The organism is Ruegeria faecimaris (assembly GCF_900182615.1).
Lineage (GTDB): Bacteria > Pseudomonadota > Alphaproteobacteria > Rhodobacterales > Rhodobacteraceae > Ruegeria > Ruegeria faecimaris.
In genome coordinates this window covers 185,759-211,967 of sequence record NZ_FXTE01000003.1, presented here as the reverse complement: position 1 = coordinate 211,967, position 26,209 = coordinate 185,759, and the positions used below count along the sequence as shown (strand labels likewise).

At 55.5% G+C, this 26,209-nt stretch carries 25 protein-coding genes; 14 read left to right on the top strand and 11 right to left on the bottom strand.

Annotated features, from left to right (window positions below):
• Both fghA and FN806_RS09190 read right to left on the bottom strand, forming a co-directional pair.
• On the bottom strand, positions 1-834 hold the full coding sequence (fghA, locus tag FN806_RS09195) for an S-formylglutathione hydrolase (protein WP_142636325.1): 834 nt from the start codon (positions 832-834) through the stop codon (positions 1-3).
• A gap of 103 nt (positions 835-937) precedes the next feature.
• Positions 938-1,867, bottom strand: coding sequence for an AEC family transporter (locus FN806_RS09190; protein ID WP_142636323.1), 930 nt, complete (start codon positions 1,865-1,867; stop codon positions 938-940).
• A 193-nt stretch (positions 1,868-2,060) separates the two neighbouring features.
• Between FN806_RS09190 and FN806_RS09185 the strand changes: the two genes are divergently transcribed.
• The 7 genes from FN806_RS09185 (at position 2,061) to FN806_RS09155 (ending at position 9,634) form a co-directional block, all read left to right on the top strand.
• Positions 2,061-2,678: a TetR/AcrR family transcriptional regulator gene (locus FN806_RS09185; protein WP_142636321.1), complete on the top strand. Its 618-nt coding sequence runs from the start codon at positions 2,061-2,063 to the stop codon at positions 2,676-2,678.
• Positions 2,679-3,046: 368 nt separating this feature from the next.
• Positions 3,047-4,630, top strand: coding sequence for an ABC transporter substrate-binding protein (locus tag FN806_RS09180; protein WP_142636319.1), 1,584 nt, complete (start codon positions 3,047-3,049; stop codon positions 4,628-4,630).
• Positions 4,631-4,695: 65 nt separating this feature from the next.
• Complete coding sequence (locus tag FN806_RS09175) at positions 4,696-5,790, top strand: M24 family metallopeptidase (RefSeq protein ID WP_142636318.1); 1,095 nt, start codon at positions 4,696-4,698, stop codon at positions 5,788-5,790.
• Positions 5,790-6,797, top strand: a complete 1,008-nt coding sequence (locus FN806_RS09170) for an ABC transporter permease subunit (protein WP_142636316.1) — start codon at positions 5,790-5,792, stop codon at positions 6,795-6,797. The genes FN806_RS09175 and FN806_RS09170 overlap by 1 nt, the downstream gene beginning before the upstream one ends.
• A complete protein-coding gene (locus FN806_RS09165; RefSeq protein WP_185956667.1) occupies positions 6,797-7,699 on the top strand; it encodes an ABC transporter permease subunit in 903 nt (300 codons plus the stop codon). Before FN806_RS09170 ends, FN806_RS09165 begins: the two co-directional genes overlap by 1 nt.
• Before the next feature lie 4 nt (positions 7,700-7,703).
• Positions 7,704-8,681: an ABC transporter ATP-binding protein gene (locus tag FN806_RS09160; RefSeq protein ID WP_142636312.1), complete on the top strand. Its 978-nt coding sequence runs from the start codon at positions 7,704-7,706 to the stop codon at positions 8,679-8,681.
• Complete coding sequence (locus FN806_RS09155) at positions 8,678-9,634, top strand: ABC transporter ATP-binding protein (protein WP_142636311.1); 957 nt, start codon at positions 8,678-8,680, stop codon at positions 9,632-9,634. Before FN806_RS09160 ends, FN806_RS09155 begins: the two co-directional genes overlap by 4 nt.
• 1 nt (position 9,635) lies before the next feature.
• Here FN806_RS09155 and FN806_RS09150 read toward each other — a convergent pair whose 3' ends face one another.
• Positions 9,636-10,313 carry a GntR family transcriptional regulator gene (locus tag FN806_RS09150; RefSeq protein ID WP_142636309.1) on the bottom strand — a complete coding sequence of 226 codons (678 nt, stop codon included), beginning with the start codon at positions 10,311-10,313 and terminating at the stop codon, positions 9,636-9,638.
• 157 nt (positions 10,314-10,470) lie between these two features.
• Between FN806_RS09150 and FN806_RS09145 the strand changes: the two genes are divergently transcribed.
• Positions 10,471-11,508 carry a GlxA family transcriptional regulator gene (locus tag FN806_RS09145; protein WP_246097212.1) on the top strand — a complete coding sequence of 346 codons (1,038 nt, stop codon included), beginning with the start codon at positions 10,471-10,473 and terminating at the stop codon, positions 11,506-11,508.
• A 32-nt stretch (positions 11,509-11,540) separates the two neighbouring features.
• Here the strand turns inward: FN806_RS09145 and FN806_RS09140 are convergent, their stop codons facing one another.
• The 6 genes from FN806_RS09140 to FN806_RS09115 all read right to left on the bottom strand — a co-directional run bounded on the left by FN806_RS09140 (position 11,541) and on the right by FN806_RS09115 (position 16,276).
• Positions 11,541-12,383 (bottom strand): fumarylacetoacetate hydrolase family protein, encoded by an 843-nt coding sequence (locus FN806_RS09140; RefSeq protein WP_142636307.1) that lies wholly within the window; start codon positions 12,381-12,383, stop codon positions 11,541-11,543.
• A 19-nt stretch (positions 12,384-12,402) separates the two neighbouring features.
• Positions 12,403-13,158, bottom strand: coding sequence for an SDR family oxidoreductase (locus tag FN806_RS09135; RefSeq protein WP_142636305.1), 756 nt, complete (start codon positions 13,156-13,158; stop codon positions 12,403-12,405).
• A gap of 86 nt (positions 13,159-13,244) precedes the next feature.
• Positions 13,245-14,075 carry an amidohydrolase family protein gene (locus tag FN806_RS09130; protein WP_142636303.1) on the bottom strand — a complete coding sequence of 277 codons (831 nt, stop codon included), beginning with the start codon at positions 14,073-14,075 and terminating at the stop codon, positions 13,245-13,247.
• Entirely contained in the window at positions 14,072-14,500 is a 429-nt protein-coding gene (locus FN806_RS09125; protein WP_142636301.1) for an RbsD/FucU family protein, read from the bottom strand. The genes FN806_RS09130 and FN806_RS09125 overlap by 4 nt, the downstream gene beginning before the upstream one ends.
• A complete protein-coding gene (locus FN806_RS09120) occupies positions 14,490-15,542 on the bottom strand; it encodes an aldo/keto reductase (protein ID WP_142636300.1) in 1,053 nt (350 codons plus the stop codon). Before FN806_RS09120 ends, FN806_RS09125 begins: the two co-directional genes overlap by 11 nt.
• The gene (locus FN806_RS09115) at positions 15,539-16,276 is read right to left on the bottom strand and encodes a GntR family transcriptional regulator (RefSeq protein WP_246097211.1); all 738 of its coding nucleotides are present in this window, start codon (positions 16,274-16,276) and stop codon (positions 15,539-15,541) included. Before FN806_RS09115 ends, FN806_RS09120 begins: the two co-directional genes overlap by 4 nt.
• An 83-nt stretch (positions 16,277-16,359) precedes the next feature.
• Here FN806_RS09115 and FN806_RS09110 point away from each other — a divergent pair, with 83 nt between their 5' ends.
• The 6 genes from FN806_RS09110 (at position 16,360) to FN806_RS09085 (ending at position 24,132) form a co-directional block, all read left to right on the top strand.
• Positions 16,360-17,913: a UxaA family hydrolase gene (locus FN806_RS09110; protein WP_142636448.1), complete on the top strand. Its 1,554-nt coding sequence runs from the start codon at positions 16,360-16,362 to the stop codon at positions 17,911-17,913.
• A gap of 40 nt (positions 17,914-17,953) precedes the next feature.
• A complete protein-coding gene (locus tag FN806_RS09105) occupies positions 17,954-19,480 on the top strand; it encodes a sugar ABC transporter ATP-binding protein (protein ID WP_142636298.1) in 1,527 nt (508 codons plus the stop codon).
• The gene (locus FN806_RS09100; RefSeq protein ID WP_142636296.1) at positions 19,477-20,484 is read left to right on the top strand and encodes an ABC transporter permease; all 1,008 of its coding nucleotides are present in this window, start codon (positions 19,477-19,479) and stop codon (positions 20,482-20,484) included. The genes FN806_RS09105 and FN806_RS09100 overlap by 4 nt, the downstream gene beginning before the upstream one ends.
• 47 nt (positions 20,485-20,531) lie before the next feature.
• The gene (locus FN806_RS09095) at positions 20,532-21,476 is read left to right on the top strand and encodes an ABC transporter substrate-binding protein (protein WP_142636294.1); all 945 of its coding nucleotides are present in this window, start codon (positions 20,532-20,534) and stop codon (positions 21,474-21,476) included.
• 153 nt (positions 21,477-21,629) lie between these two features.
• A complete protein-coding gene (locus tag FN806_RS09090; RefSeq protein WP_246097210.1) occupies positions 21,630-22,277 on the top strand; it encodes a GNAT family N-acetyltransferase in 648 nt (215 codons plus the stop codon).
• Positions 22,278-22,362: 85 nt separating this feature from the next.
• Complete coding sequence (locus tag FN806_RS09085; protein ID WP_281286267.1) at positions 22,363-24,132, top strand: adenylate/guanylate cyclase domain-containing protein; 1,770 nt, start codon at positions 22,363-22,365, stop codon at positions 24,130-24,132.
• 52 nt (positions 24,133-24,184) lie between these two features.
• On the opposite strand, the gene FN806_RS09080 is transcribed toward FN806_RS09085, so the two are convergent.
• Together FN806_RS09080 and FN806_RS09075 are read right to left on the bottom strand one after the other, a co-directional pair.
• Entirely contained in the window at positions 24,185-24,790 is a 606-nt protein-coding gene (locus FN806_RS09080; protein WP_246097208.1) for a pentapeptide repeat-containing protein, read from the bottom strand.
• Positions 24,791-24,903: 113 nt separating this feature from the next.
• Entirely contained in the window at positions 24,904-26,199 is a 1,296-nt protein-coding gene (locus tag FN806_RS09075) for a gluzincin family metallopeptidase (protein WP_246097207.1), read from the bottom strand.
• Between the last annotated feature and the right edge of the window lie 10 nt (positions 26,200-26,209).

Genomic DNA, 26,209 nt, shown 5'->3' with positions numbered 1-26,209 from the left:
TCAGTCTCCATACAGTGCTTCGGCGTGGAAAGTGATGTGGTCTTCCATGAAGGTCGACACAAAGAAGTAAGAATGGTCATAGCCGGGCTGCAGACGGAAAACTGCCTGTTGGCGACGTTCGGCTATCGCCTGGGCCAGCGCCTCGGGGCGCAACAGGTCGATGAACTGGTCATTGTCGCCGGTGTCGATCAGGACAGGGCCGTCGAAACCGGTGTTCTTCATCATCAGCGATGCGTCGTGCTTGGCCCATTGGGCCGCGTCATCGCCCAGATATGCCTTCAGTTGTTTGCGGCCCCAATCGGCGCTTGTTGGGTTTGAAATCGGTGCAAATGCCGAAACCGATCGGAACCGACCCGGTAGGTTCATTGCCAATGTCAGGGCGCCATGGCCGCCCATGGAATGGCCGGTAATGGCCTGGCGGTCTGCGTCGATTGCAAAGGTTTCAACCAGCAGAGCGGGCAATTCCTCGGCCACATAGTCCCACATGTTGAAGTGCGGTGCCCAGGGTGATTGCGTGGCATTCACATAAAACCCCGCGCCCTGGCCCAGATCGTAGTCCTCGTGATCGGCGACGCCTTCGCCGCGCGGGGATGTGTCAGGGAAAACAAGGGCGATACCCTGTTCCGCGGCCCAGGCCTGCGCCCCGGCCTTGGTCATGGCGTTTTCATGGGTGCAGGTCAGACCAGACAGATACCATAGAACCGGAACCGGGCCGTCCTTTGCCTCGGCGGGCAGGAACAGTCCAAAAGTCATGTCGCATTGGCAGGCAGCCGAGGCGTGGCGATAGACGCCCTGGACGCCTCCGAAACAAGCGTTTTCCGAAAGGGTTTCCATTTGGTTCCGTCCTTACGTTAGGTTCGCGCCATGGCTATCGTTACTCGGTCCGTGCGTAAAGTCTGTGTTCCTGCGGCCAGCGAGTATTTTCCCTATCTGTGGCTTAGAATGTTCCGGCTATGGCAATCACCAGTGGCAGTGTCAGGATGCTGACCACGGTAGACAAGAGAATTGCGGCCGAAGCCCGATGGGGTGCGACCCCGTAATAGGCCGCCAGCATATAGACATTCCCAGCGACCGGCAGTGCTGCCGCTGCAATGGCAACCGAAGCCGAGAAGCTTTCCGCCGGGATCAGCCAGATTACGAAGACAGCAACGCAGAGCGGATGAATGATCAGCTTGCAAAAACTCAGCCAGGCAGCGATCTGAACACGCTCGGCGGATTTGCTGGCGAGCGATGCCCCTATCGCAAACAAGGCTCCCGGAGTGGCTGCCCCGCCCAGGATTGTCAGAAAATCGTTCAGTGGAACGGGCACGGGAATTTGGAAGGCTGACCACAAAAGCCCCGCTGAAATAGATACGATCATCGGGTTTTTGAGCAAACCGAGGCCAATCAACCTAAATGTTGCCGGCGTCAGCCGCCCATCGCGTCCGGCATTGATCAAAATCACGATCAGCGAGGAAAACACCACAAGGTCGACAGTCAATACCAGCATGACCGGGCCGATTGCTGCTTCGGTGAACAAAAGCGCAAGCATCGGCAGCCCCAGAAAGCCCACATTGCCGATCGCAGCGCATTGGGCCTCGACGGCCGAGGTTGGTATGTCAAGGCCGCGCATCCACGCGATCAGACTGGCCAGAGCATAAACCGTAAGCGTTCCCAGCAGATAGCCCGCGACCAATCTGCCGTCGAATATCTCGGCAAAGGGCAGGGTGGCGGCAAAGCGGAACAACATTGCCGAAAGCGCGAAATAGAACACGAATTTCGTCAGATAGGCCGTGGCTTCTTCCGAAAAGAACCGACTGCGCCCAGCCCAATACCCCAGGCCGATAATCGCAAAGAACGGCAGCGTACGCAGAAAAATATCAGCCATGGCCAGAGTGTTAGCACGGTTTTCTCTGGCGGCAACCCCTGGCCAATCAGGCCCCGCCGAACGACCTTCGCGGACTGACCTAACGGAAAAATTACCATAATCCCGCCTGCCCATGGCCGAAATCCTATGCGAATCGTTGTATCTGAACTGATCAGTTTATAGATTCGACGAATTCACCCCTGAAGGAGAGCGCATGTCCGAAGCAACTGCCATTTTGCGAACAGGCCGAAAATTTGATCAGGTCCTGCAAGGAGCCCGATCAGTGTTCATGGCAGATGGTTTCGAAGGAGCTAGTGTAGATGACATTGCGCGCGCGGCGGGTGTTTCCAAGGCGACTTTGTACAGCTATTTCCCGGATAAGCGTCTTCTTTTCATGGAGGTCGCTCAGAACGAGTGCTGCCGTATGGCCGAGAATGTCGTTTCGATGGTTGACGATACAAAACCCGCACGCGAGGTGCTGACCATCGCTGCGACCCAGCTGGCCGCATTTCTGGTGTCGGATTTTGCGCAGCAGGTGTTCCGCATCTGCGTGGCCGAGCAAGATCGGTTCCCCGAACTTGGCCGCGCCTTCTATGAGGCGGGGCCGCAAAATGGCACCCGGCAACTTGCAGAATATCTGCAAAAAGCGGTGAACAAAGGCGAATTGGTTATCGAGGACCTTCAATTTGCCGCTGAACAGTTTTCGGAATTGTGCAAGGTCCGCCTTTGGCCCCGATCCACATTCGGCATTCAAAGCAGCTTTTCAGAGGCTGAGATTGAAGAGGTAGCGCTGCAGGCTGTCGACATGTTCATGGCCCGTTACGGCGCCTGACATTTGGGTCGGATCGACTCGATTCAAGATATGGATGTGGAGGTCGATCCCTGAAGCCCGCGGCATTTAGGATTGATGGCATTCAAGAGTTCGGACGCTCCTGCCCGGTGGCTTCGCCACTGCTTGGCTCTAATCGCCAAAGAACCGAAATCAGTTAGAAAACAGGCTCGACCAGGCAAATCATAACGCTGTACCTGCCCTCTTTTTTACTTCCTGATCGCTGGGCGGTGAACTCAGTTGACAATGGATTTTGTATTTTGGATACATTGGGCAGGGATTTCGCGGCGGTGACAGTCATCAAAGATTGTTCTGACTAGAAATTAGAACAACGCGAAAATCTGAAGAAAAAACATTTCTGGGAGAAACTCATGAAACTTAGATTGATGGCCGCAACTGCAGCGATTGCGTTGTCCAGTGCTGCGGCCCAAGCAAATACTTTGGTATATTGCTCGGAAGGATCACCCGAAGGCTTTGACCCGGCGCTATTTACTGCAGGGACAACCTTTGATGCCTCGTCACACCCGATTTACAACCGTCTGCTCGAGTTTGAGACCGGTACTACCAATGTTATCCCCGGTCTGGCGGAAAGCGTTGAGGCCAGCGATGATGGTCTGGAATATACCTTCAAATTGCGTCAGGGCGTCAAATTCCATTCGAATGACGAATTCACGCCGACGCGTGACTTCAATGCTGATGACGTGATCTTCTCGTTCATGCGCCAGAAGGATGAAGGCCATGCCTATAATCAGGTATCTGGTGGTACCTGGGAATATTTCCAGGGCATGGGTATGCCGGACCTGGTCGAGTCGATTGAAAAAGTCGACGACTACACAGTGAAGTTCACCCTGTCCAAGCCTGAAGCGCCTTTTGTGGCCAACATGGCGATGGACTTTGCCTCGATCCTGTCTGCGGAATATGCGGATGCGATGATGGCCGCGGGTACGCCTGAGAAGCTGAACACAGCACCGATCGGGACTGGTCCGTTCTCGTTTGTAGCCTATCAGAAAGACGCGGTGATCCGCTATGCGCAGAATGCCGACTACTGGAAGGCCCCTGCGGATGTGGAGAACCTGATCTTCGCGATCACGCCGGATGCATCGGTTCGCTATCAAAAGCTGAAAGCGGGCGAATGTCATATCATGCCTTATCCGAACCCGGCCGACATTCAGGCGATGCAGGACGATGCGGATATCAACATGTTGGAGCAGGAAGGCCTGAACGTCGGCTACCTCGCCTACAACACCACCATGGCACCGTTCGACAATCCGAAGGTCCGCAAGGCGCTGAACATGGCGATCGACAAGAATGCGATCATCGACGTCGTGTTCCAGGGCTCGGGCCAAGTTGCCAAGAACCCGATCCCGCCAACCATGTGGGGCTATAACGACGCCATCACCGATGACGCGTATGATCCCGAAGCGGCCAAGGCGATGCTGGAAGCCGAAGGCGTATCCGACCTGTCGATGAAGGTTTGGGCGATGCCGGTACAGCGTCCCTATAACCCGAATGCACGCCGTATGGCCGAGCTGATCCAAGCGGATTTTGCCAAGGTTGGTGTCGACGTCGAAATCGTGTCCTATGAATGGGGTGAATACCTGTCGCGTTCGAAAGATCTGGACCGTGACGGAGCCGTTCTGCTGGGTTGGACCGGTGACAATGGCGATCCAGACAACTTCTTGGCGGTTCTGCTGGGTTGTGACGGACGCGAAGCCTCGAACCGGGCGCAGTGGTGCCACGAGCCCTTCGAAGAGCTGATCCTCAAGGCCAAGCAGTCCACCGATCAGGCCGAACGCACCAAGCTGTATGAAGACGCTCAGGTGGTCTTCAAAGAGCAGGCGCCTTGGGCAACGATCGCACACTCGGTGGTCTTTATGCCGATGCGCAACGAAGTGCAGGGCTATAAAGTGCACCCGCTGGGCGGCCACATCTTCTACGGTGTGAGCGTCGAATAATTCATCACTTACCGACCGGAGCCGCCCGCGTGGCGGCTCCGGTTTCTTATTGGAGGTCGGCCCTGATGCCGAATTTGTCCGAGTACCGTCAACTGGCAAAGGACATGTCAGTTGATGCCGTGGCCCTTGTGCCCGGCCCAAATTTCACCCGTGCATTGGGAAAACCTTTCATGAGCCACGAGCGGCCCTTTGTGGTCGTGGTCCCCGGCGAAGGTTCTCCTGCGGCCATCGTTCCCAACCTTGAGCTCGGCAGTTGGGACCTGGTTGAATTTGAAGGCGCCGTTTTCGACTGGTTCGACCAGACCGGATATGATGACGCCTTTGCAGCCCTCGCCAAGCATATGCCGCTGACATCGCTGGCTGTGGAAGGGCAGGTGATGCGAGTCTTTGTGTCGAAAGCGTTTACCAACGCGTTACCGGACCTGCGGATTGTCGATGCCGAGCGTGAAATTTCTGGCTTGCGCATTATCAAGACAGAAGACGATATCGCAGCGCTTCAAGCCGCGATCGACATCTCTGAACGCGCGTTAGAGCGCGTGATTGCGGATGTGCGCGTCGGTCAGACCGAATTGCAGATTGAACAGGCCTTGATTCAGGCACTGTTTGCGGAAGGCGCCGCCTCGCTGGCATTTTCGCCGATTGTTGCCGCCGGGGACAACTCGGCGCGGCCCCATGGCAAGGCGCGGGCGGATTACCAGATCAAACCGGGCGATGCGCTTTTGTTTGATTTCGGAGCCCGCAAACATGGGTTTGCCGCCGACATCACCCGCACGTTCTTTGTCGAAGAGGTCTCGGACGAGGGCAGGGCGGTCTATGACACCGTTCTGCGCGCCAATCTGGCAGGGTTCAAAGCCTGCCGTCCCGGTGTCACGGCGCATGATATCGACGATGCCGTGATCGGCGTTCTCGAAGCGTCGCCCTATGCCGATCGGATCCGCACCAAAACGGGCCACGGTCTGGGCCGCGACGTTCACGAAGCGCCGTATATCATGCGTGGAAACGACCAGAAAATCCTGCCGGGCATGGTTTGGACAAACGAGCCGGGCCTTTACGCGCTGGACAATTTCGGCGTGCGCATAGAAGATGACGTGCTTGTTACAGGGGATGGCTGTCGGTCGCTGACCCACTTTCCCAAAGATCTCACAATCATAGGTCGCTGATGTTTGGCTACTTTCTTTCTCGTCTCGGTATGTTCATTCCGACATTCCTGGGTGTAACGCTTATCTCCTTCATGTTCATTCGGGTTTTGCCCGGTGATCCGATCATCGTCATGGCCGGTGAACGCGGAATGTCCGAGGAACGCTATCAGGAAATGGTGGTCAAACTGGGCTTCGACAAGCCGGTCCTCCAACAATATTGGGACTATCTGACCGGCGTTATGCAGGGCGATCTGGGCGAAAGCTTTGTCACCAAGAAACCGGTCTGGGACGAGTTTTTTGCCCTGTTCCCAGCGACGCTGGAGTTGTCAATCTGCGCGATGATCTTCGCGGTGGCCCTTGGGTTGCCCGCCGGTGTCATTGCCGCAGTCAACCGGGGCAAATTCTTTGATCGGGCGCTGATGTCATCTGCGCTGGTGGGATATTCGATGCCTATCTTCTGGTGGGCGCTGCTGCTGATCATCGTGTTCTCGGGCAATTTGGGCTGGACACCTGTTTCGGGTCGGATCGACCTTCTGTATTACTTCCCCAGCGTGACCGGCTTTATGCTGATCGACAGTCTTTTGTCGGGGCAACCCGGGGCATTCACGTCGGCTGTTCGGCATTTGATTCTGCCAACGATTGTTCTGGGGACGATCCCGCTGGCTGTCATTGCGCGTCAGACGCGCTCGGCAATGCTTGAGGTTCTGGGCGAGGATTACATCCGTACCGCGCGGGCAAAAGGTCTGTCACCCACTCGGATCAACGGGCTGCATGCTCTGCGTAATGCGTTGATCCCCGTGATTACGGTGATCGGCCTGTCGGTTGGAACTTTGCTGGCTGGTGCAATTCTGACCGAGACGATCTTTAGCTGGCCGGGCATCGGCAAGTGGATGGTCGACAGCATCTTCCGGCGCGATTACCCGGTGGTGCAGGGCGGTCTTCTGATGATCGCCGTGATCGTGATGCTGGTGAACCTACTGGTCGATGTCCTTTATGGCATCATCAATCCAAAAATCCGGAGGCGGTGATGGCTGAACTATCCGCAAACGCACCCAAAACCGAAGACCGCCCAAGCGCCTTGCGCGAATTCTGGTTTTATTTCAGTGAAAACCGCGGCGCGGTGATTGGCCTGTGGGTATTCGCCGCCTTTGTCTTTTGCGCTGCCTTCGCACCTTTGCTGGCCCCCTACGATCCAACCGAACAGTTCCGCGAGCATATCCTGCAGCCTCCGGCGTGGCAGGAAGGCGGCAGTTGGGCCTTCCCGCTGGGGACTGATCCACTGGGCCGGGATATGCTTTCGCGGCTGATTATGGGATCTCGCTATTCCTTCTTTGTCGGTATCGTCGTGGTTTGTGTGGCCGTCTCAGGCGGTGTGGTTCTTGGCCTGCTTTCCGGGTTTGCACCCAAATGGGTCGACACGATGATCATGCGCGTGATGGATATTATCTTGTCCTTTCCGTCGCTGCTGCTGGCACTGGTTCTGGTCGCCATTCTGGGCCCGTCTCTGACCAATGCAATGATCGCCATCGCCATTGTGTTTCAACCACATTACGTGCGCCTCACCCGCGCCTCGGTTCTGGCCGAACGGCAAAAGGATTATGTGACCTCGGCCCGTGTGGCCGGCGCAAGCAAGGCACGCCTGATGTTCAAAACCGTGCTGCCGAACTGTCTGGCGCCGATCATTGTCCAGGCGGCGCTGTCCTTCTCGACCGCGATCCTGGATGCTGCGGCACTTGGCTTTCTGGGCATGGGGGCGCAGCCGCCCACGCCGGAATGGGGCACGATGCTGGCCGAAGCGCGCGAATTCATTCTGCGCGCCTGGTGGGTGGTAACTTTCCCGGGCCTGGCCATTCTGGTCACGGTGCTGGCAATCAACCTGATGGGCGACGGTCTGCGCGACGCGCTGGACCCCAAGCTGAAACGGAGCTGACGACATGAGCCTGTTGGAAATCCGAAATCTTTCGGTCGAGTTTGCTACTGCGTCGGGTGAGTTCCGCGCTGTGGATGGCGTTGATCTGTCTGTCAACAAGGGCGAGTTGATGGCCATTGTCGGGGAAAGCGGCTCGGGGAAATCCGTGTCAATGCTGGCGCTGATGGGGTTGCTGCCATGGACGGCGACAATCACTGCAGATGAAATGAGCTTTGAGGGTCGCGACCTGACCAAAATCTCGGCACGGGATCGGCGCAAGATCATCGGCAAAGATATTGCCATGATCTTTCAAGAGCCGATGTCTTCGCTAAACCCCTGTTTCACGGTCGGTTTCCAGATCAAGGAAGCACTGCGTATCCATCTGGGGCTAAACCGCAAAGACCGTCATCAGCGCGCGATTGAGCTGTTTGACCTGGTGGGTATCCCGGCACCCGAGAGCCGTCTGAATACGTTCCCTCACCAGATGTCGGGCGGCATGAATCAACGGGTCATGATCGCGATGGCGATTGCCTGCACCCCGAAACTTCTGATCGCGGACGAACCCACTACCGCGCTTGATGTAACGATTCAGGCGCAGATTCTGGATCTGTTGGTCCGATTGCGCGATGAGCAGGGGATGGGCCTTGTTCTGATTACCCATGACATGGGTGTTGTGGCAGAAACCGCCGAGCGGGTTCAGGTCCAATATGCCGGTCAAAAGGTCGAGGAACAGCCGGTACGCGATCTGTTCCGCACACCGCGCCATCCTTATACCTCAGCTTTGCTGAACGCTTTGCCTGAACGGGCAACTTCGAAATTGCTGCCGACGATTCCAGGTGTTGTTCCTGGTCAATTTGACCGTCCCAAAGGTTGCTTGTTCAGCCCGCGATGCCAATTCGCCGATGACTTGTGCCGGAACACACCACCCGCTCCGCATGGAGCAGATTTCGGCAAGGCCCGCTGTCACCACGTCAAGGAAATCACCGCTGGAGAATTGGCATGACCGCCCCGATCGTTCAGGCAAACGCGTTGGCCCGGCACTATGAGGTCAAAGGGGGATTGCTGTCGAAATCGGCAACGGTCAAAGCCCTTTCCGGTGTGGATTTTGCCCTAGAGCCTGGCAAGACGCTGGCCATTGTAGGAGAGTCCGGGTGCGGTAAATCCACCCTCGCTCGCGTCGTAACGATGATTGAAGAGCCCACTTCGGGAACACTGACCATCGACGGCGTCGATATCACCCCGTCAAAATGGGCTGAGATGCGCGAAAACGTGCAGATCGTGTTTCAGGATCCCTATGGTTCGCTTAATCCGCGACAACGGATCGGTCAGATCCTGCAGGAACCTCTGATCATCAACCGGCCCGATATGACCACTGCGGAACGGGAAACTCGCGCACGCGAAATGATTGATCTTGTCGGTCTGCGCCCCGAGCATTATGATCGCTACCCCCACATGTTTTCGGGCGGCCAACGGCAGCGGATTGCGATTGCCCGAGCCCTGATGCTGAACCCCAAGGTTCTGGTTTTGGATGAGCCGGTATCGGCGCTGGATGTTTCGATCCAGTCACAAATCCTGAACCTGCTGGTTGAACTGCAAGAGCGTCTGAACCTGGCCTATCTGTTCATCTCGCATGACCTGTCGGTGGTGAAGCATTTCGCTGATGACGTAATCGTCATGTATCTGGGACGTGCAGTCGAGAAAGCTCCGAAAGAACAGTTGTTCGCGGCGCCCCGGCATCCTTACTCCAAAGCGTTGTTGTCGACGACACCGCGTGCCGACCCCGAGGCGCGTAAGGAACGGATCAAGCTGGAAGGTGAGTTGCCCTCACCGATGAATATCCCCAAGGGATGTGCCTTTGCTCAGCGATGCTGGCTGGCAACTGACGAATGCCGTGCGGCACCACCCGATCTGCAAGGAACAACCCATCAGGCTGCATGCCTGCATCCGCTGGGTTAGGTTAGCTCTCGGAACTGCGCGTTGCGGTGACCATCGCAAGCAAATGGTCTTTTGTACGCCCAATATGTTGGGTCAACAGCGCGCAGGCTTCCTCAACTTGCCCATTCTCGGCCAGCGTCAGCAGTTGGCGATGGTCCTTTTTTGCGGGCTCGCGTTGTTCCATAACGCTCAGGTGCATACGGACATAGCGATCGGACTGTAGATTGATCCGTTGTAGTATATCATTGGTGATCCCACGGTCTGCAGCAGCGTAAAGCGCATTATGGTACTCGTAGTTCAAACCACCCCACCGCCCTACATCATAGGCTTCGTAGGACGTTTCCATTTCGTCCAGAAACCTTTCGCATTCGGCAAAATTTGCTTCGGTCATCTGTGGAATTGCACGCCTGAACAGATCGACCTCCAACATTATCCGGAGGTCAAATATCTCACCGATTTCTGACAGCGAATGTCTTGTCACCGCAGCGCCGCGATTGTTGGTCAGTTGCACAAGACCCTCTGCATCAAGCCGTTTTAACGCTTCTCGTATGGGCATGCGTGACACGTCATAGTCTTCTGCCAGGGCTTCTTGACGGATGGCTTCACCTTCTGCCATCTCACCGCTTAGAATCCGCTCGCGCAGGTCATTTGTGATGACATCGGGCAAACTTTGCCTGGGAATTGCGCGGGTTCTTGGCATTGTTACAGTCTCTGCTGGTGTAATTTTGTATCCAAAATACAAAATAGACACCGATTTTCCAAGAGCCTTGCATTCACTAATGAATATAAAGTGTTGATTGATTTCAAGCCGCCTCGGCTGCCACAGTAAAAATGGTCACGTTCTATAAGGATTAAACATGAAAGAGGATCGTATGGATAATCCGCGCTTTTTGCCAAAAGGCGCAATTTCCGTGGACGTTTCCTATGACGGGCCGCCCAAGGCCTTCTATTTTCTGCTTTTACCCAACACGACGATGCTGGCTTTCAGTGCCGCGATTGAGCCTCTGCGCATATCAAATCAACTGTCCAGAAAGCAGCTGTTCGAATGGTACGTGCTCTCCACCGACGGAGAACCCGTGACCTGTTCCAACGGCATACGTGTTCAGGCGGATCACTCGGTCCATGACCTGGAGAAGGGAGCGTTTGTCTTTGTGTGTTCCGGAACGCAACCGATGAGGTCTTTCAACACAAATGTCCTGAACTGGATTCGGCGACAAAAGGCGCATGGATGTGAGTTCGGTGGGATTTGTACCGGTGCATTTGCCTTAGCAAAGGCGGGCGTGATCGGAACCAGAAACTTTACCGTCCATTGGGAAAACCGGCCTGGCTTTTGTGAGAACTTCCCAACAATGGAGCCGACCCAGAACCTCTATGAAATTGACGGGAAACTTAGAACATGCGGGGGCGGGCACGCCAGCACTGACATGATGCTTGAAGTTATCGAGGAATTGTTTGGCAACGCCTTGGCGAACAATGTTTCGGAAATGTGCCTGCACAGAAGGCTGGGAGAAGGCGGCAGCAAACAGGTATCGCCAGTTTCGGCGCTTTTGGGCACGCGAAATGCCAAATTGATCGAAGCGGTGCAAATCATGCGCGAGAATATTGAAACGCAGCTTAGCCTCGAGGCAATAGCGGATCAGGCGTCCCTGTCCCGCCGGCATATGGAGCGGCTGTTCAGGCAGCACACTAACATGTCGCCGGGACGGTTCTATAATGAACTCAGGCTGGACCGTGCTTTTGCCCTGTTGAATGAAACAAACCTGAGCGTTTCTGAGATAGCCTTTGCATCCGGGTTTTCCAGTACGGATAGGCTTTCTGTGCATTTCCGGAACCGATTCAGAATATCACCGCATAATTTCCGGCGATCCTGGTCCGAGGAAACCCACCCAGAATGACTGGATGAGCACCACTTGATAGGTCCCAGGGGCTATCCCTGTATAACGTTTTGACGTTGAACCCCCAGACCTTCGATCCCCAGTTCCATCTTGTCTCCAGGTTTGAGGTAAACCTGCGGATTTTGCCCCAGACCCACACCGGGGGGTGTCCCGGTCGAGATCACGTCGCCGGGTTGCAGTGACATGAATTGCGACAGGTGCGAGATCACCGCTGTGACACTGAAATGCATCGTTCTGGTCGAGCCATCCTGATACCGATGCCCGTTCACCTCAAGATACATTGGCAGGTCTTGGGGATCAGGGATTTCGTCCCGTGTCACCAGCCAGGGACCGATTGGGCCGAACGTATCTGCGGATTTACCTTTGACCCACTGACCTGAACGGTGAAGCTGAAAATCCCGTTCTGACAGGTCATTGATCACACAATATCCTGCCACATGGGCCAGTGCTTCATCCTCCGAGATGTATTTTGCTTCTTTTCCGATGACGACGCCCAGTTCCACCTCCCAGTCGGTCTTGACTGACCCGCGGGGGATTTCAACCGTGTCATCGGGGCCTATGATGGCGGATGTCGCTTTGAAAAAGACCACCGGCTCAGCAGGTAGGTGCATGCCGCTTTCGGCCGCGTGATCGGCAAAGTTTAAACCGATGCAGATGAACTTGCCGACACGTCCAACACAGGCGCCGATACGGCTGTCGGCATCGACGGGTGGCAGGGTTTCAAGATCCAGCGCGCGCAGCCGTGCGAGGGTTTCATCGCTAAGCGCTTCCCCAGCAATGTCGGCGACGATCCCCGACAGGTCCCGGATAGTGCCGTCTTTATCAACTATGCCCGGCTTTTCCGCGCCTGCTGGGCCGTATCGTAGCAATTTCATTTCACATTCCTCATTTGCTTCAGATCGTCCAGCCGCCATCAATGGCAAAGGGCTGTCCGGTTGTGTATTTGCTGGCATCGCTGGCCAGATAGAGCGCAAGTTCCGCGATCTCATCTGCGGTTCCGATGCGGCCCATGGGTTGCCGCGCGATAAAATCAGTCATTGCTTTCTCGTAATCCCCAGTTGCGCGCAACCGGTCGTGCAAGCTGGGGCTGTCGACAGTGCCGGGGCAGATCGCATTGCACCGGATGCCTTGAGTAACGAAATCGGCTGCGATCGATTTCGTCAGTCCGATTACGGCGGCTTTCGAGGCGCAGTATGCAAACCTGTTTGGAACGCCCTTCAACGAAGAGGCGACCGAAGACATGTTGATGATAGACCCGCCACCATGTTCCAGCATTGTTGGCAGGGCACATTGGATCAGCCGGTACATCGATTTGACGTTCAGCTCAAAACTGGAATCCCAGTCACGTTCATCACATTCCAGAATGGACCCGCCAGCCACATATCCTGCGCAGTTGAACAAAACATCCAACGGGGGCGTGCCCGCGACGAAGTCCTGCACTGCCGCCGCATCGGTTACGTCAAGTTTTACCGACGTAACGCCTTGGATATTTTGCAACTCTGCCAGAGAGGTATCATTAATGTCGCTGGCAAAAACCTGTGCACCTTCGGCGGCGAACAATTCGGCTGTTGCACGCCCTATGCCCTGTCCCGCAGCGGTGATCAGAGCAGTTTTTCCAGCCAGACGGCCAAGGTTTTCGGATGATGTCATATCTAATTCAATCTCCTTCTAAAATCCAAGCTTCTGGGAACCACGACGGCAAAATCCCATCGGCATACAGCCTCGGAAAGATCAATCTAGTTCCTGAGATCATAGGCATGGGCAGCATTACCGCCCCGTATCGCCTGATGCTCGTGTGGTGACAGACCGGTTAACAGCGTATCGGTCGCCTCGAGCCATCGTTCATAACTGCTGTTTAATGTGCAAACCGGCCAGTCGCTGCCCCAGATCAGGCGATAGGGCCCGAATGTGTTCAGCAGGTGATTCACATAAGGCTTCAAATCTTCTACCGTCCAATTCGCCCCGGCCTCGGTCACCAACCCGGAAAGTTTGCACCAGGCATTTGTATTTCGGGCCAATGTCGACATGTCTTCTTGCCAGCCCTCCATGACTCCCTCCCGGATCAGGGGCTTGGCACCGTGATCAATTACCGTGCACATATGTGGGTGCCGTTCCAGCAGCTGTTGAAGCGGCCCCAGATGTCGCGGCAGGGTCAGCGCATCAAAGGTAAGGTTTGACTGTTGCAGAGAGTCAAAAGCCGGTGTCAGCCCATCCCTGAGCATCCATAATGGGTCGGGAATGTCCTGAACCATGGGGCGCAAACCGACAAAGACCGGGTGGGCAGCCAGTCGTGCGATTTGTTCCGGTGCGTCGGCGGCCTCAAAATCAACCCATCCGACAACGCCTTTTATGAACGGGGCCTGCTCGGCGAGTGACAGCAGATATTCGGTCTCAGCAGCTGTCGGCGCAGCCTGTACTAAGACCGTACCGTCAATTCCCGCTCCTTTCAGCAATGGGGCCAGATCCGCGGGCGCGAAATCCGCGTAAATCGGCCCCAGATCCGGTGTCAGCCAGCCATAGTCTTCGCGCGCCAATGTCCAAAAATGCTGATGGGCGTCGATCTTCATCCAAGAACACCCTTTTTCAGGATGATGTTGCCATACAGCCGACGTTCGCCGGTTTGCACGATCGCAAAAGCTGTGGCCGCCCGGTCGTAAAAGGCGAAACGTTCAAGGCCCTGTATCGTGGCCGGGTGGTCCGCTATTTCGCTGATAATGGTCTGAAAATCGGCTATGGCCTCAGGTATAGCATCCGGATCGCCAACAACCTGCATGGTCAGGGCCGGGTCAGGGACAAATGTGTCCAACGGCATGACAGACAAAATAGCTCTTAGGATTTCGCTGGCGCTTGACCCGTCGGCACGTATGCAGCCCGGCCCAGAGCTGGAGCCGGGGAAATTCGCATCCGCAATCACGATTTCATCGCCATGCCCCATAGCGCGCAGGGTGTACAACAGGTCAGGCGACAGGATGGGATCAATATTACGCAGCATAGGCAGCCTCTCCGGGAAGGGGGGCGTCGGAACGGATCAATCCTTCCGAACACAGATCAGACCAAAGCGCAGCGGGGATTTGACGTTCGAGCAGGGCCGCATTGGCCTGCACCTCGGCCGCATTCACCGCGCCGGGGACAACGGTTTTGACGCAGGGATGGCCAAGGACAAATTGCAAGGCAGCAGCGATCAGTGGTGTATCATGGGCTGAGCAGACAGCCTCGATCTGGCGAACTCGGGCAAGGATCTCTTCGGGTGCATCAGCATAATTGTATTTCGCACCGGAAACAGCGCCGGTTGCGAGGATACCCGAGTTGTACGGCCCGCCAAGAATTATGCCCACGTCCCGCTTTTCGCAAAGGGGTAGAAAGCTGTCTAAAGCGTCTTGTTCCAAGAGGGTATAACGGCCTGCCAGAAGAAACCCGTCAAAGTCGCCCAAGCCCAATAATCTTTCGCAGACCTGCCATTCATTTACACCGGCTCCAATGGCGGAGATTTCACCGGCTTCACGAAGTTCGACCAGAGCTTTGTATCCGCCGCCATCGAACAGTTCCCGGATCTTGGCATCAGATGCCTCCTGACTGCCCTGACTGAACGCACAGACGTCATGCACAAGCAGGATATCGGCGCATGAGACACCCAACCGGTCGCGGCTGGCGTCGTAGGATCGCATGACCCCGTCATAGGTATAGTCGAAAACGATACGTTTCTGCGGCACATCAACAAAGGCTTCGGGTGTGACCTGATGCGGTGCGCAATCCAGCAGCAGACGCCCGATCTTGGTCGAAAGTTGAATCTCTTCGCGTCCGAACCGGGCAATAGCCTGGCCAAATCGTTGCTCGGAGCGGCCCAACCCATATTGCGGTGCGGTGTCAAAAAATCGGATACCCAAATCAAAGGCTGCCTGCAGCGCAGCCTGCGCATCCTCGTCTGATACTTTGCGATAGAGATTCCCCAAAGGCGCGCCACCAAAACCCATCCGAGTCAGCGGAACGGGTCGCGCCGTGCGGCCATTTAGAAGCTCTGTTGCGGTAACTGTCATCCTGCCTCGCGTATTGGATGAGGGGAGTCCGTGAAAAGGTGGGACTGTTCCTGCTGCAAGCGTTGAATCCGAGGCATCAACTGCCCCAGATGACGTTGCATGGCGTCCTGTGCAGCTTTTTCATCTCTCTCAAGAACCGCGTTGAAAATGGCGCGGTGTTCGGCCAGCGTTTCCACCACCCGGCCCGGGGTAGGCAGCAGCAGCATTCGCGCTCTGGTCACTTGCAGTGAAACGGTTTGCGCGACGTCGCTTAACCTGTTGAATCCTGTGAATTTCATCAGCAGGCCGTGGAATTCTTCATCCGCCTCGTAAAAGCCGGGGACATCTTCATCTTCGATCAGCAGCTCTTGCAGACGCATGTTGCGGCCCAGTATCTTGCGCTGATCCTCGGTCAAATCGCGCGCGACTTTGGCGACCGTCGCAAGTTCAAGTGCTTCACGCAGGAACATGCCCTCGCGAATTTCGGACATCGAGAAATAGGATACGCGCGTGCCGGATTGGGGCACGACATCCACCAGTCCCTCTGAAGCAAGTCGGGCAATCGCCTCGGTCACGGGCGCACGCGAAACGCCAAGGCGTTCGCATATCGGCGCCTTCCTGAGGTTGTCGCCCGGCGCGAAGTCCAGCGACAGGATTGCATGCTTGATTGAGAGGTAAACGCGCTGAGACAACGAGCCCTCAGACGTAGAAATATCGCGCAGGTGCAGAGCGTTTATGTCCTGTGGTTTACTCATATTTGGTGATCTAGCATACTAACATGTTAGTTGACAAGTGCGTGTCCGACGATTAGCAGTCGGGATCAGCAAACAGGAAAATGATGCAACCAGATCAGAAAATAAAGGCTTCTCAGCCCGCAGCGCGCGATACAGTCAGGTTGAACCCGGACGACAATATCGTCATTGCACTCCGAGATCTGAAGATCGGCACGCAGCCTTCCGGGCTGAATGTCCCGCTTCGGGATCAGGTTCTGCGTGGGCATAAGATTGCTATTGCCCCAATTTCTGCCGGAGAAAACGTCATTCGCTATGGTCAGATCATTGGTCAGGCAAAGGCAGATATCGCAGCCGGAGATCACGTCCATGTCCACAATCTTGGTATGGGGGCCCATCAGCAGGATTATGCCCATGCGACCGCAAATACCCCTTTGCCTCATATCGGCGAAGAGCGGAGTTTTCTTGGGTATCACCGGTCCGATGGGAAGGTTGGTACGCGCAACTATATCGGAATTCTGACGACGGTGAATTGTTCGGGTTCAGTAGCCCGGTTCATCGCTGAAGCTGCCTCAAAACGTGGGTTGCTTGATCCATATCCCAACGTGGACGGGGTGGTGCCCATCGTGCATGGCACGGGCTGCGGTATGTCGGCCAAGGATGACGGCTATGCTACGTTGATGCGCACCCTGGCCGGGTACGCCCAGCACCCGAACTTTGCCGGCATTCTGCTGATTGGGCTGGGATGTGAGGTCATGCAAGTGGCCAGTCTGGTTGATGGCCGCCCCATCCGCGAGGACGGTGCCTTGCGCTATATGACCATCCAAAACGAAGGCGGTACGCGCCGCACGATCGAGCGCGGGCTTGCCGAGGTGGAGGGGATCGCTCGGCTCGCCAATCAGGCCGTCCGCAAGCCCGCTCGGATCAGTGCGATTACGGTCGGGATGCAATGCGGTGGCTCGGATGGTTATTCCGGCATCACTGCCAATCCGGCGCTTGGATATGCCTCTGATCTGCTTGTGCGCCATGGCGGAACAACAATCCTATCGGAAACCTCTGAAATTTATGGCGCCGAGCATCTTTTGACCCGGCGCGCAGAAACGCCGGAAATCGGCAAAAAACTGATCGACCGTATTCATTGGTGGGAAGATTACACCAAGCGCAATGGTGGCGAGATGGACAACAATCCAAGCCCCGGAAACAAGCGCGGTGGACTGACGACCATTCTTGAAAAGTCTCTGGGTGCGGTGGCCAAGGGGGGCACGGCCCCGATGCGCGACGTCTACAGATTTGGCGAAATTATCGACAAAAAGGGCTTTGTCTTCATGGACAGTCCCGGGTTCGATCCTTGCTCAGTCACGGGTCAGGTGGCGGCGGGTGCCAATTTGATCGTGTTTACCACCGGCAGGGGGTCGGTCTCCGGATATCAACCCACGCCCTGCATCAAGCTAGCGACGAATTCGGAAATGTACGCCCGCATGTCCGAGGACATGGATCTGAATTGCGGCGACATCGTCACTGACGGGGTCAGTATCGAGGCCAAGGGCGAAGAGTTGTTCGAAATGTTGATCCGTGTCGCATCGGGCGATCAAACAAAAAGCGAAGAGCTTGGTTTTGGGGGCGTTGAATTTGTCCCCTGGCAAATCGGCGCTGTGATGTAGCGGCAGGTTCGTCAGAGGTAGGGGCAAAATGGGAGGAGAGATGGAAAAACTGGTCGAAATGAAGGGGATCGAAAAGTATTTCCCCGGTGTGCACGCGCTGAAATCCGTGCAGTTCGATCTGTTTTCGGGCGAAGTCCACGCGCTTATGGGGGAAAACGGGGCGGGGAAGAGTACGTTGATGAAAATCCTGTCCGGGATCTATCAGCGCGATGGCGGCGACTTGGCCATTCAAGGCAAATCAGCCAGTCCCACATCCCCGCGTGAGGCTCAGAACCTCGGGATCGGGATCATCCATCAGGAACTGAGTCTGATGAATGATCTGACCGTAGCGCAGAACATCTTTATCGGACGCGAGCCCCGGAAACGTTTTGGTCGCCTGGACGAGGCCGCGCTGAACGCTCAAACCGCTGAAATCTTCGGGGCGATGAACCTGAACCTTGATCCCAAAGCGCTGGTCGGCGGGTTGACCATTGCCAAGCAGCAGATGGTCGAAATTGCCAAGGCGCTGTCCTATCGCTCCAAGGTTCTGGTCATGGACGAACCGACCGCAGCCCTGAACGACGCCGAGATTGCCGAGCTGTTCGTCATCATCCGCCGCCTGAGGGCGGAAGGGGTGGGGATTGTCTATATCAGCCACAAAATGGACGAGCTGAAACAAATCGCCGACCGTGTGACTGTCATGCGCGACGGTGAATATGTTGGCACTGTCGGTGCCAGTGACACGCCGATCAGCAAAATCATTGCGATGATGGTTGGGCGCGAAGTATCCGAAGACCCTCTGGATGTGCCGGACCTGAGCGATGCCGAGGTTTCTCTGGAAGTCGCAGGACTGACGCGGGGCACGGATCTGAAAGATGTCAGCTTTTCGGTCCGGAAGGGTGAAATCTTGGGGTTTGCCGGGCTGATGGGGGCGGGGCGGACCGAGGTGGCCCGAGCAATCTTTGGCGCTGATCCCTTAGATGGCGGCGAAATCCGCGTGCATGGGCACCGCGTTCCCATCCGCTCACCCCAGGACGCGGTGCGCGCCGGGATCGGGTACCTGTCCGAGGATCGCAAGCATTTCGGCCTCGCCACCGGGATGAATGTCCGCGACAATATCGCTCTCGCTTCGATGGATATGTTCACCAGTGCTGCCGGGGTACTAAACGACGGCGCAATCAGCTCGACCGCCAAGGGCTATATCGCCCAGCTTGGCATTCGCACACCCTCGGATGTGCAGGAGGTGCGCCTGTTGTCCGGCGGCAATCAGCAAAAGGTAGTCATCGCAAAATGGCTTCTGCGAGATTGCGACATCCTGATATTTGACGAACCCACGCGCGGTATTGATGTCGGTGCAAAATCGGAAATCTACAAACTGCTCGAAGAACTGGCCGCGCAGGGAAAGACGATCATCGTGATCTCATCCGAATTGCCGGAAATCATGCGCCTCAGCCACCGCATCGCCGTCATGTGCGAAGGCCGGCTGACCGGAATTCTGCCCGGCGGAAACAACACCACTCAGGAAGACATCATGCATCTGGCCACCCAACGCACGGCGGCGATGCAGGTCACAGGGACAGCAATATGACCACAGCAACGGATATAGACAAAAAAAAGCCCCTTGCGGGCCTGTCGGAAAGCGGCGCGTATCAAAAGCTGCTGGCCTTTGCCAGTCTCATCGCCCTGTTGATCGGCTTTTCGATCGCATCGCCGAACTTCATGCAAACTTCGAACATGATCGCCATTCTGCAGGCAACTTCGGTCAACGGCGTACTGGCCGTTGCCGCAACTCTGGTGATCATCACGGGCGGAATCGACCTGTCGGTTGGCACTTTGATGACCTTCTGCGCCGTGATTGCGGGCGTAGCCCTGACTTATCTCGGCATGCCCCTGCTTTTGGGTGTTGCTGCAGCCATTGCAGCGGGTGCGTTTTGTGGTCTGTGTTCGGGCACATTTGTGGCCAAAATGAAAATCCCGCCCTTCATCGCGACGCTGGGCATGATGCTGATCCTCAAGGGTCTATCGCTGGTTATCTCGGGCACACGACCGATCTATTTCAATGACACGCCTGGTTTCGATCAGATCTCGCGCGGGTCTCTGATCGGAGAAATCATCCCCTCGGTGCCTATCCCGAACGGCGTGCTGATCTTGTTTTTGGTCGCGATTGCAGCATCCTATATCCTCAGCCGCACTGTTTTGGGCCGCTATACGTTTGCTTTGGGATCAAACGAAGAGGCGGTCCGCTTGTCGGGTGTCAACACCGACGCCTGGAAGATGCGAATCTACGCGCTGGCCGGGGGAATTTGCGGCATCGGCGGCATCCTGATCGCCTCGCGCCTGAACTCGGCACAACCCGCTTTGGGGCTGGGATACGAACTTGAGGCCATCGCGGCTGTGGTCATTGGCGGAACCTCTCTGTCCGGCGGGCGCGGCACGATCCTGGGAACGCTCATCGGCGCGCTTATCATGGCTGTCCTGACCAATGGGCTGCGCGTTCTATCTGTAGCGCAGGAATGGCAGACCGTTGTCACCGGCGCGATCATCATTCTGGCCGTCTATGCCGACATGGCGCGGCGCAAAAAGACCGGGTGAACAATTTTAGGACCAAAGAAGATGACGACCAACTGGAGGAGAATATCATGTTAACACGTCGTTTCGTTCTGGGGGCGCTCAGCGCAGCCACCCTCGCAGCTCCGGCCTCGATGGCCATGGCGGAAGAAATCTATATTCCGCTGGTATCCAAAGGGTTCCAGCACCAATTCTGGCAGGCGGTAAAGCAGGGCGCCGAACAGGCAGCCGAAGAGTTTGACGTCACAATCACATTCGAAGGACCGGACAACGAAACGATGGTCGACCGTCAGATCGACATGCTCGCCGCAGCACTGGCAAACAATCCCAAAGCTATCGGCTTTGCCGCACTCGACAGTCAGGCCGCCATTCCGTTGCTGAAGCAGGCAAATGACAAGGGTATCCCGATCATCGCTTTTGACAGCGGTGTCGACAGTGATATTCCTGTTTCTACTGCCACAACTGATAACCTAGCTGCAGCGGGGCTTGCCGCTGACAAAATGGCCGAAAAGATTGGTGGAAAAGGCAAAGTTGCAGTGGTAGCCCACGACCAGACCAGCCGCACTGGCATTGACCGCCGCGATGGATTTGTGAACCGCATTGCGGAAAAATACCCTGATATCGAGGTTGTCACCGTTCAGTACGGGCAGGGCGATCATCTGAAATCAACCGAGGTGACAAAAGCGATCCTCACTGCAAACCCCGATCTGGATGGTATTTTTGGCACCAATGAAGGCTCTGCCATTGGTGTCGTGAACGGGGTACAGGAATTGGGCACCGAAGGCCTTGTCATCATTGGCTATGACAGCGGCAAAGCCCAAAAAGACGCGATCAAAAGTGGTCTGATGACCGGGGCAATCACCCAGAACCCGGTTGGTATCGGCTATGAAACGGTCAAGGCGGCCGTCGCGGCGATGAAAGGCGAAGAAGTCCCCGCCCTAATCGACACCGGCTTTTACTATTACGATGCTTCCAATATTGACGATCCGAAGATCGCGGCAGTTCTTTACGACTAAGAGCCTGACAGCTTAATACGGACCGGTTCGCCCGATCGGCGGACCGGTTTTTTTGTCTTACTGGGTTGCAATAATCATCTTTTCTGTTTGCGGCGTTTTCATGGTATCCTCTACAGGTTATTTTTTTGATGTTTATTAAAGGTTGAAATTCCGGTGAAAAAAAAGCCCAGCAACAAGACCTATGTCCTGCGTCCCCTGGAAAAATCCGATCTTGAGACAATTCTGCCCTGGTTTCAAAATGTAGAGGATTTAGCCAAATTCGAACGCGTGTCCCGCATTCCTCTTAATCTTGCACAGACAGAGGAAAGCTGGAGCGACATGTTCACCGGCTCAGCCATCGGCCGCAGGTGTTGGTTCGTTGTTGAGAATTCGGCGGGAAAACTGGTCGGCATGAGCGGCCTCGAGGGGATATCGCCGATCAATCGCGATGCTGTCGTTGCGATGTTCGTCGATCATTCGGTGCGCCGCCATGGAGTTGGTATCAGGGCGACGGCTTTGGTCGCCGATTTCGCCTTTCGACAACTGGGGCTGAACCGGCTGACTTCGTATTATAGGGCGGATAATGTCAGCAGCAGAGACCTGGTTGCCAGACTGGGGTGCCAGATCGAGGGGTCGATGCGTCAGGCCTGGTTTGCAGATGGTCAATTTCACGATATGGTTGTGGTCGGGTTGCTGAGCAGCGATTGGTTCGAAAACCGAAATTCACTGGCGAAAGAATTGGGCGGTGAAACCATCGTTAAGCTTGGCAATAATGCCTCGGATTGCTGGTGTTGGCCCCCGCAAGAGACTGGGTCGGACTAAGAGACGTTATTACCAATCATTTCAAATCTTTTTTTGTTATACAAAAGTTAGGGTTCGTTCAGAACTCAGGAATCGAGTACCGCCAGTGAATACAGTTAACCCGAATTCATCAATCACTCAGAAGCTGGGTGCAGTCTTATTTGCAGATGTCGTCGGCTATTCTCGCCTGATGAGTGAGAACGAACTCGACACCTACAACGCTTTGAAGACACTTCTATCGCAGATCGAAGCCGCATGCGCCCGTTATCAGGGGCGTGTGGTCGAAGTGCGCGGTGACGGCATCCTGGCCCTGTTTGAAACAGCGACCAGCGCGGTCGAATTTGGTGTTGAGCTGCACCAAATTTCTGCCCAGCACAACGATTCAGGATCAGATCAACAGCAAATCAAGTTTCGCGTTGGCATCCATCTTGGAGAGATCCTGATAGATGAGCGTGGAATTCATGGCGACAACGTCAACATTGCAGCGCGATTGCAAGAAATTGCGGAACCCGAGCGGGTCTATGTCAGCTCTGCGGTGTATGATCAGGTTTGTAACCGGTTGCGGTATGGGTACGAATTTCTTGGTCCGCAGCATCTGAAGAACATTCTTTCGCCGGTTTCAACCTACTGTGTCCGCAGCGAGGTTGCCGGTGCTACTTTGGCGGGCACTATGCGTCCCGACGCTATTGTCGATCTGTTGGAACGCCCGGACACTCCGTCGGTCGCTGTGCTACCGTTCAGCATCAGCGGCGGGGATGAGTCTGACGGCTGGATTGCCGATGGTCTGACCGACGACATCATTCTGAACCTTTCCAAATTCAGAAACCTTTTCGTCATTGCCCGAAACTCATCATTCTTCTTCAGGGCGCAGTCCATGCCACCGAAGGAAGCCGCAAGAAAGCTGAATGTCCGGTATATCGCCCGTGGCAGTGTGCGTCGCTCTTCCAGTCGAATCCGCATTACTGCGGAACTGGTCGATGCTAACACTGAACGCACGATTTGGGGTGAGCGGTTTGATCGAAACATTGACGATATATTTGATATTCTGGACGAGGTGACTGAATGTATCGTCGCGGCCACGGCCGTAATGATCGAATCCCATGAGCGCCAAGTTATGGTTCAGGCCGTTCCTTCAGATCTGGAGGCATATGGCTCTGTCCTGCAGGGGCAGCAGCACATCTTCAAATACACGCGCAACGACAACCGCAAGGCACAGAATTTCTATCAATCTGCGCTGGAAAGGGACGGCAACTATGCCCGTGCCGCCGCCGCCTTGTCCCGAACGTTGAATCTGGATTGGCGATACTCGTGGACCGAAGATCCAGGCAGTGCATTCGAGCAGGCGCTGTCTTTGGCACAGCGGTCGATCGAATTGGACCCGACAGACGCACGGGGATTTGGCGAGCTGGGATTTGTCCATCTGTATCGCAAGGAGCATAGTGCGGCGCTACAGTCTTACCAACGTGCTTTGGCTCTCAACCCCAATGATGCGGATATGCATTCGGATTTCGCCGATGCGCTTGCACATTCGGGGGAAAATGAGACCGCCATCACGCATCTGCAACAGGCCATGCGTCTGAACCCGTACTTTCCGGATCAGTATCTCTGGCACCTCGGCGGCGCCTATTACAATCTCAGGCGCTATGAAGATGTTATCGAAACCGTCAACAAGATGAACAATCCGACCGAGGGTCAACGGATGCTGGCCGCCAGCCATGCGCAGCTGGGCAACATGGATATGGCACGTATGATTGCTGAAAAGCACCGCGCCGCACACCCGAACTTTTCTTTGTCACGCTGGGCCAAGGTGCTGCCCGACCGTCTGGAAGACGACACGCAGCACTTTGTCGAAGGGCTGAAAAAAGCGGGATTTTAGAACGGAAAAAGGCGCGAGATCCCGCGCCTTCTTTGCTGACTTTGTCCGAAGATCAGTCGCCGCCGCGTACTTTGGCTCCGCTAACCTTGGCGCCACTGACCTTGGCACCGCTGACTTTCGCGCCACTGACCTTGGCACCACTCACTTTGGCACCGCTGACCTTTGCACCGCTGATAGCAGGGCTGTCAAAGCCAAAATAGAGGTCTAGAAGAACCTGTTCGAACTGGCCTGTCATGACATCCATGCGCATGGTCTGATCGGACTTATCATAGCTCCAGAACTTGATACCGTCAGCGACCTGATAGTCCGCCGCCGCAACACCGCCAATCGAAGGATCCGTGGGCGCGCGCGAGGCCTGGTTTGGTGGCTCGCCCTTTTTGGCGACATCTTGACCATCGCCGTGAACCAGGAAAATCACCGGCTCGGGCAGGTCGTAGTAGGTGCCTTCATAGGCAAACCCGTAGATCTTGGCAAATTTGGCTTCGTCATTTCCTGAATTCGCGAGTTGCTCATCAAGATGTTTGTTGTTGCCTTTTCCTCTGCTTTTCTTTTTCGCAGGGTCGTAATCCAAATCGTCGATAACTCTGCCGTAAATCAACACTTCCGAAAAACTGAGCAAGGATTCCGCCATAAACTCATCTCCCAAATATGGGTCCATCACCCGAACCCCCTTCGATTAAATCCCGAGGATGACCGCATCGGTGTCTCCTCAAAAATCACCCCGCCTCTAAATGCCATAAATCTGCCGAAAAAAAAAGAATTTTGCTGTCATCAGTCTGGAACCTGCGTGCGGACGGAGTGTGCGTGACTGTCTTCATCAGGGTCAGGCAGCCGCGGACCGGCAGTTGCCACCCCGATATCACGCATCCGAAAGTTTCCTTCGATGATCCGCCGGAAGGCACCCCCGGTAATTTCCTGATCCACCGCCAGCATGGCCTTTTCGACACCGAAATAGCTGAGCATATCGGCGTCCAACATGCTCCAGGCGTCGGCCAGATAGGTGCCCAGGAAATCGCGCGCCTCAAGAAGTGCTACGCGGAATCCATCGGGGTTTTCGGCATATCGCTTGTCAAAAATACCCTGCATGACCTCGCTGTAATCGGGTGAATCCTCTAGCTGATCGGACAGGTCTTCCTCTGCCTGTGTGATAAGGCCATGAACCAACAGGCGCTCATGATAGATGTCCACCAAAATGTCGAACATTGCACCTGTCAGTGGCTCGGAAAGTGCATGTTCACTGGACCATCCGGCAGCGAATTCCGATAGTGACCGGTTGTTTGCGGCCGTTCTGATCTGTGCATTTTCCGAAAGCTCGGCAAAGCGATTCAGTCGATTGAAGCTGTAGAGATTGCCTTTGGTGTTTTCCAACAGCGCCTCTACCACCGAGCCAAAATGCAAAGAGGCCAGAAGCGCCACCATATCGGCGGCGGATTCATGGAACCCGTAATACTCACCCGAGACATCTCCGTCGGTGGGCATGCCCACGACGCTGTAAATGATTGAGTGGCCGATTTCATGTGCGACCACGTCGAAATTCAGGCTGTAGGGGCGATATTCGTCCCCGTGTTCATGGGTGCCCCCGGTTTCAAGGAAACCCCAACCGATATGCGCATTGTCCAGGCTTGGCAGCAGCGACAGTTCGAGCCGGTTAAAATCACGGGCGAAATGCCATGGGATTGGTCGGTCAAAATAGCCCTGCCAGACGTCCATCGTGAAATGCGCCGAGCCAAACAGATGCGCTGCCTCAAAAGCCGGGTCCGACGGGCCAATATGGATAAAGTTACCGAACTCATCAGGCATTGCCGGGGGATGGATATATCCGTTCCAGGGCGGCAGATACATTCCCGGACCATCCGGTCCGGGCACGATGGCCCCATAGGGTGTAGTCTTTCCGACAGGGTTAACCGTGTACATGCGCGGACCCGATGGACCAGGGCCGATACTGCCCTGCGGAGCCGATATTTCGACTAGCTCAAGCTGTGGGTCCTCTTCCAGAAAAGGGGATTGCGGATACAGCAGAAATCGCGTTCCAGGCTCTTCGTCATCAAGGTGATCTGGTAAGTTCACAATACCCCCC